Annotated in this window: 5 protein-coding genes and 1 pseudogene; all 6 read left to right on the forward strand. The window is 29.4% G+C overall.

Annotation, left to right across the window (positions count from 1 at the left end; translation table 11 throughout):
- Positions 1–472: 472 nt before the first annotated feature.
- Positions 473–1,338 (forward strand): annotated as a pseudogene (locus BM201_RS18280) (S-4TM family putative pore-forming effector).
- Positions 1,338–2,111 (forward strand): SMODS domain-containing nucleotidyltransferase, encoded by a 774-nt coding sequence (locus BM201_RS17855; RefSeq protein WP_175487091.1) that lies wholly within the window; start codon positions 1,338–1,340, stop codon positions 2,109–2,111. Before BM201_RS18280 ends, BM201_RS17855 begins: the two are co-directional and overlap by 1 nt.
- Before the next feature lie 148 nt (positions 2,112–2,259).
- Positions 2,260–3,114, forward strand: a complete 855-nt coding sequence (locus tag BM201_RS17860; RefSeq protein WP_092545165.1) for a hypothetical protein — start codon at positions 2,260–2,262, stop codon at positions 3,112–3,114.
- Between the two features lie 159 nt (positions 3,115–3,273).
- On the forward strand, positions 3,274–4,017 hold the full coding sequence (locus BM201_RS17865) for a TlpA family protein disulfide reductase (protein WP_092545167.1): 744 nt from the start codon (positions 3,274–3,276) through the stop codon (positions 4,015–4,017).
- Between the two features lie 147 nt (positions 4,018–4,164).
- Entirely contained in the window at positions 4,165–5,037 is an 873-nt protein-coding gene (locus BM201_RS17870; protein ID WP_092545169.1) for a hypothetical protein, read from the forward strand.
- 211 nt (positions 5,038–5,248) lie between these two features.
- Positions 5,249–5,543: IS630 transposase-related protein (locus BM201_RS17875; RefSeq protein ID WP_092545109.1), on the forward strand; the 295-nt coding region annotated here is incomplete at its 3' end.

A 5,543-nucleotide genomic window follows, 5' to 3' on the forward strand; every position in this document is an offset into this window, starting at 1 on the left:
TAGTGAAATTATATAAAATCGGATACTATTTTATTGACTTAACTAAAACGGACAAATTTGCTTGCTGACATTAGATTTTAAATATAAACTAGACTAAAAAAGCCAATAATTGCGCAGAACCCAACTCTCAAAAAATTATAATTAAAAAATTCAGCTAAAAGTTAAAAAACAACACTGGAAAAAGTCGAAATTGTAAAGTTTTACTATCAATTTTAACTATAAAAATCATTTCTCAATCTGAGAGAATGATAAAAGTAAAATTCTCTAACTCAATATTCGATAATTCTGACTATAAATTTTATATAAGAACGTGTCGCAACAGAAAGGTAACAACGATTCATCGCAAATAGCGGTTTTTGAATAAAAAAGTGTAATTTTAGAAACCAAGCAAGAAAAGATTAAGCCGACAAATCCGTGTCCCTTACTCCGCTACTTGCGATAATCGAGACCGTTGGTAGCTATTTTTAAGAAGATGAATAACATAGTTGAAAAACAGAATAATGAAAAATTTATTCAATATTTAAAAGCGCAAAGAATAGCTTATAGTCAATGTAAGATTTATAAGACCTTTGATTTCATAAGTATATTAATTGCAATCATACTTCCTTTAATCGGTGTTTTCAAAAATGAATTACTGGATTATTTAGCTGCATTTGGAGTTCTATGGACAGTTATTTATTTAATATCCGATTCTTATAGAAAACGAAAAACTGTAGAAGGAGCTAAAATTCAAGAACAATTCGATATTGAGCTATTTTCAATTCCGTGGAACAAAATTCTATGTAAAAGCAAAATAAATTCAGATAAAATAACTGACCTAGCTAAAAAATACGAAAAGCAGGATTTAAAAAACTGGTACTCCAAAGAGATTAAGGATGATCTTCCAAAAGAAATAGCGGTTCTTTTGTGTCAAAGAATAAATTTTTCTTGGGAATTAAATTTGAGAAAGAAATATGTAAGATGTTATTAGTTTCAGTTGTAGTATACTATGCAGCATTCGCTATTTATTCAATTATTCAAAATGTGGGATTTTATGATTTTCTTCTATTAGTCGCTCCATCAATCTCTTTCTTGATTTATACTGTGCAAAATAGTCTTTCCTTAAAACGACATATAGAATCCAAAAACGAAACTTTAAATCAAATTGATCATTACATCAATAAATATTCAAAAAAGAAAAAAGTTCCTAAAGAAAATATTCTAAGACAAATTCAAGATGTGATCTACACTGAAAGAACGGTTCCAGAAAAAATTCCTGACTGGTTTTATTACTTATATAAAGAAGACAATGAGAATAGAACTGATCAAATTGTAAAATCTATAATAGCAAGTTTTTAATGTCTGTATTAACCTATTTAACTGATTTATCTAAAACAATTACAATTCCAGATTGGGAAAGAAATTCAACAAATACTTCAATAACTACCTTATCGTATAAACTAGGCAATTACTTTAATAAGATTGAGAGCAAGTTTGTTTTTGGTTCTTATGATAGAAAAACTATTCTCCGAAGAAGTAGAGATTCAGATTCTGATGTTGACTTTATGGTGAGTTTTGAAAATGGATCTAGCTGGACTCCACAGACCTTAATGAATAGATTAAAAAGATTTGCCGAAGCTAATTATTCTAGAAATGAAATTTATCAATCATCTCCAACAATTGTACTTGAACTAAGCCATATCAAATTTGAATTAGTTCCAGCATATTATACATGGGGAACTTATCATATTCCCGCACCTGCTTCTAGTTTTTCACAATGGACAAATACTTATCCACATGCTCTAAAAAAAGACTTGAACGATAAAAACAAAGCAAATTACTATTTGATAAGAAAGTTAGTTAGGTTATTAAAATATTGGAATGTTATTAACTACAAGGTTTATACTTCATATGAATTAGAAAAGTATGTGATTGACAAATATTACTTAGCCTCCTACAATCTTAAAGATTACTTCTATGATGCAGTAGCCGGTTTACCTACTTATGGATTAAGTTCTTACAAAGAAGATAAAGTCTTAAGGCTAAAAAGAATAGTTAATGAAGCTAGGGAAAATGAAAGGCAAGGATGGAATTATCTGGCAGAGGAAGAAATTAAAAAAGCATTTGGATAAAAAACAGCTACCAACATCGGTTAACGACCCAATATGCGGTATTCCAGGAAAAACAATAACTTAGAACTCCAAACAACAATACAATAAGCCGACAACTCCGTGTGCTAAATTCCGCACACTGGCGTTAACCGTAACCGTTGCCAAAAATATGTTTAGAAAAATTCTACTTTTTATTTTTATTTTCATCTATTCTCTGACTTTCGGTCAAATTAAACTTGATTTGATTCAAAATGACCTGGAAAGTGAAAATTTAAAAGGACAGGTTAAATCAATAACAAGTAAAAATTATAGAGTTAGCTATACAAGTGATTCTACATATATATTAGAAGATGAAAACATTATAACTTGGGGAGGATCTACAGTAAATTTTAATAAAAACGGTTATAAGGAAAGCCGGGTATCATTCGATCTCAAAAAAGAAAATCCATTAGATAGTTTAAAATGGATTTACAAGTATGATAAAAATAATAGAGTAGTTCAAGAATTCTGGATTGATTATGGAACTCCAATTGATACAAATATCACCATTTATGAATTTAAAAACGACTCAATAGTATTAAAGCAAAATGAAATAGCAGCTTCAAAACATAAAATTACCTCACATCAAGAAATAATTACATCAATCTCAAAAAATGGTTATAAAACAAAACGATTATATCAATTTGATGATTATGATAGATTGATTCGTTATGAGGATTATGAAGACAAAGAGTTCATTCAAGAATTACATATTTATCTTTATCAAGATTCTATTTCCAAAAACATTCATAAACAGATTAATTTATATCCAAAGTATAATAATGATGCTGACTGCATAACCAAAGAGTATGATAATTTTGGGAATCCGGTAGTAATAAAATTTCAAAGGTTTGAGAATGATAAGAATAGAAAAAATAAAATGGAGTATAAATATGACTCAAATGGAAACTGGTTTGAACGAAGATATTATTATCCAAATGGTAAACTTTCTAATATAAGCTTTAGAACTATAACTTATTTTTAGAAAACATACATTTGGCAACAACGGTTCATCGCCAATAAGCGGTACCGTTAGAAAGAAAATAATTAACTTGACCAACAAACCAATACTAAGCCGACAACTCCGCGTCCCCTACTCCGCCAACTGGCGATAACCGAGACAGTTAGCTATAATTATTTTATCATGAAAAATTCTCCAATTCTACTATTTTTACTTCTTACTATAATTGCTAATAGTCAAGAATTTTATCACGTTCAGGGAACAGAAAAAATTTTAACTTCAAAAGATTCTATTCAACCATATTTGAAAAATGTAAAAAACAATTACAACAAAACATCAGTTGAAAAATACGGTTATATTGCTAATAGTGTAAGCTATAATTTGGGAGAAACTTTTAAAAGAAATGATTCAACTATAACTTGGGTTCAATTAAGCCTTGATTTGCAAAAAGTTGATTATAAAAGAGAAAGAGTTTTTGAACTTGAAAACAAAATGTTACCGAAGATAGAGTTATTAACATTGGAAGGTAATAAAATCGACAACAAATCAATCCAGGGCGAAGTAACTTTTATAAATTTATGGTTTGTTAATTGTGCGCCTTGTTTAAAAGAGATTCCTAAACTTAATGAGATTAGAAAAGAGTTTGTAGAAGAAGTAAAGTTCATAGCTGTTACTTTTGATCCAAAAGAAAAAGTTCTCGAATTCATAAAAAAAGAACCTTTTGACTTTCAAATTGCCTATAACCAAATGGACCTTTTGAAAGAAGGTTTTAAAGTTACTAGTTATCCAAAAATTTTAATTGTAGATAAAACAGGGAAAATAAGCTTAATTTCAAATGGAATTAAAGAATATGATTCAGAAACTGAAAACGTGAAACATTCCGTCGAAGAAATCGAAGAACTATTGAGAGATTTGGTTGCAAAATAACTATAGCTAACAACGATTAATCGCAAATAGCGGTTTTTAACTAAAAAAAAAGTCTAACTTTAGAAACCAAGCAAGAAAAGGTTAAGCCGACAAATCCGTGTCACCTACTCCACTACTTGCGATAATCGAAGCCGTTGGCAACAAGCTATGAAAAATATCCTGCTTCTTTTCTTAATAATCGGAATCAATGAAATTTACGCACAAAATAAAGTGCAAAAAATTATTGAATTCAATTCACTTGTAGATACGGTTGACAACAAAACAGTCAAAACATTTGAGTACGACCAAAATGGAAATTTGGTAAAAGAAAATTATATCAATTTTATGCCTTTAAATTCCAAATATCGAAATACTGGAACTTGGATTTACGAATATAATAAAGGCCAAATTCAAAAATCTTATAAAATTAACCGACCAGAAAGAGACACAATTCTTATCGAGTACAAATACAGAGGAAACAAGAAAAAAATAACTACAAAAGAACTTGTTACTCGGAGTAAATTAAAAGACAGTGTTGTCGATAAATATGGAATTGATGGCAAAAATGGTTGTATAATAGCACCCGAAGATTTGGAATTTTATAAAATTTGGGTTGAAAGAGAAAATAAAGCCATAATTCGTAAAAAAGGAAAAATTATCAAAGAAAGGGTTTACTTCAATCAAAATACAAATCCTTACGATTTAATCTATGAATATGACTCAAATGGACAACTTTCCAAATTGATCCAAATTAATCGAAAAACAAAAAAAGTGAATTGGACAGAAAATTATATTTATGACAAAAAATCAACTGTTCGAGAAAGAGAATACTTTATTGAATATTGGAATAAAATCCCGCCAAAAGAATTAGAAATAAAATATTATAACGAAAACGGCAAAATTACACGAATTGAATTGAGTAATTCGAAAGACTATGTTGATGGGGTAATTGAAATCACTTACGAAAGTGGACTAATTTCAAAAAAGACATTGATAGACAAAAATGGGAATAGTATCAGAGAACATAAATATGTTTATTGAAAAAAGCCAGTTGCCAACAACGTATAACAACAATTGCGGCTTTGTGTCCTGCGGACACAACCGCGCAAGCATAAAAGTCGATAATTTTAGCTATCTTAGTTTTCAACCAACCCGCAACTGATTGTTATACAAGACCGTTACCTGCAATTGAAACCAACGTACTTTCCTGAAATAGGTTGACTAAAAATTAAACCTTTTAGTACTATACCTAATGAAAGAACAAAATCAACACTGTCGAAAAAATTCCTACAAAAAAGTGGGTTATGATCTCAAGCTACTGATCATTGATCAGATTCAAAATGCTCAGATTTCAATCAATCATGCTGCCAATAAATATCAGGTTTCCAGAGCTTCTATCTATTATTGGTTAAAAAAATACAGTACTTTAGAACAAAAGAAACAAGGGATGAGCAAGAAAGATGAAATCAAAAAACTCAAAGAAAAAATAGAGGAACTGGAATTTGTCAAAGACTTCCAACAAGACATTATTGCTGACATGGAACTTA

The organism is Zunongwangia mangrovi (genome assembly GCF_900112105.1).
Taxonomy (GTDB): domain Bacteria; phylum Bacteroidota; class Bacteroidia; order Flavobacteriales; family Flavobacteriaceae; genus Zunongwangia; species Zunongwangia mangrovi.

Excerpts from the sequence above, each read along its gene's own strand:
- BM201_RS17860 (WP_092545165.1), top strand. The coding sequence starts at position 2,260 with ATGTTTAGAAAAATTCTACTTTTTATTTTTATTTTCATCTATTCTCTG.
- BM201_RS17865 (WP_092545167.1), top strand. The coding sequence starts at position 3,274 with ATGAAAAATTCTCCAATTCTACTATTTTTACTTCTTACTATAATTGCT.
- BM201_RS17870 (WP_092545169.1), top strand. The coding sequence starts at position 4,165 with ATGAAAAATATCCTGCTTCTTTTCTTAATAATCGGAATCAATGAAATT.
- BM201_RS17855 (WP_175487091.1), top strand. The coding sequence starts at position 1,338 with ATGTCTGTATTAACCTATTTAACTGATTTATCTAAAACAATTACAATT.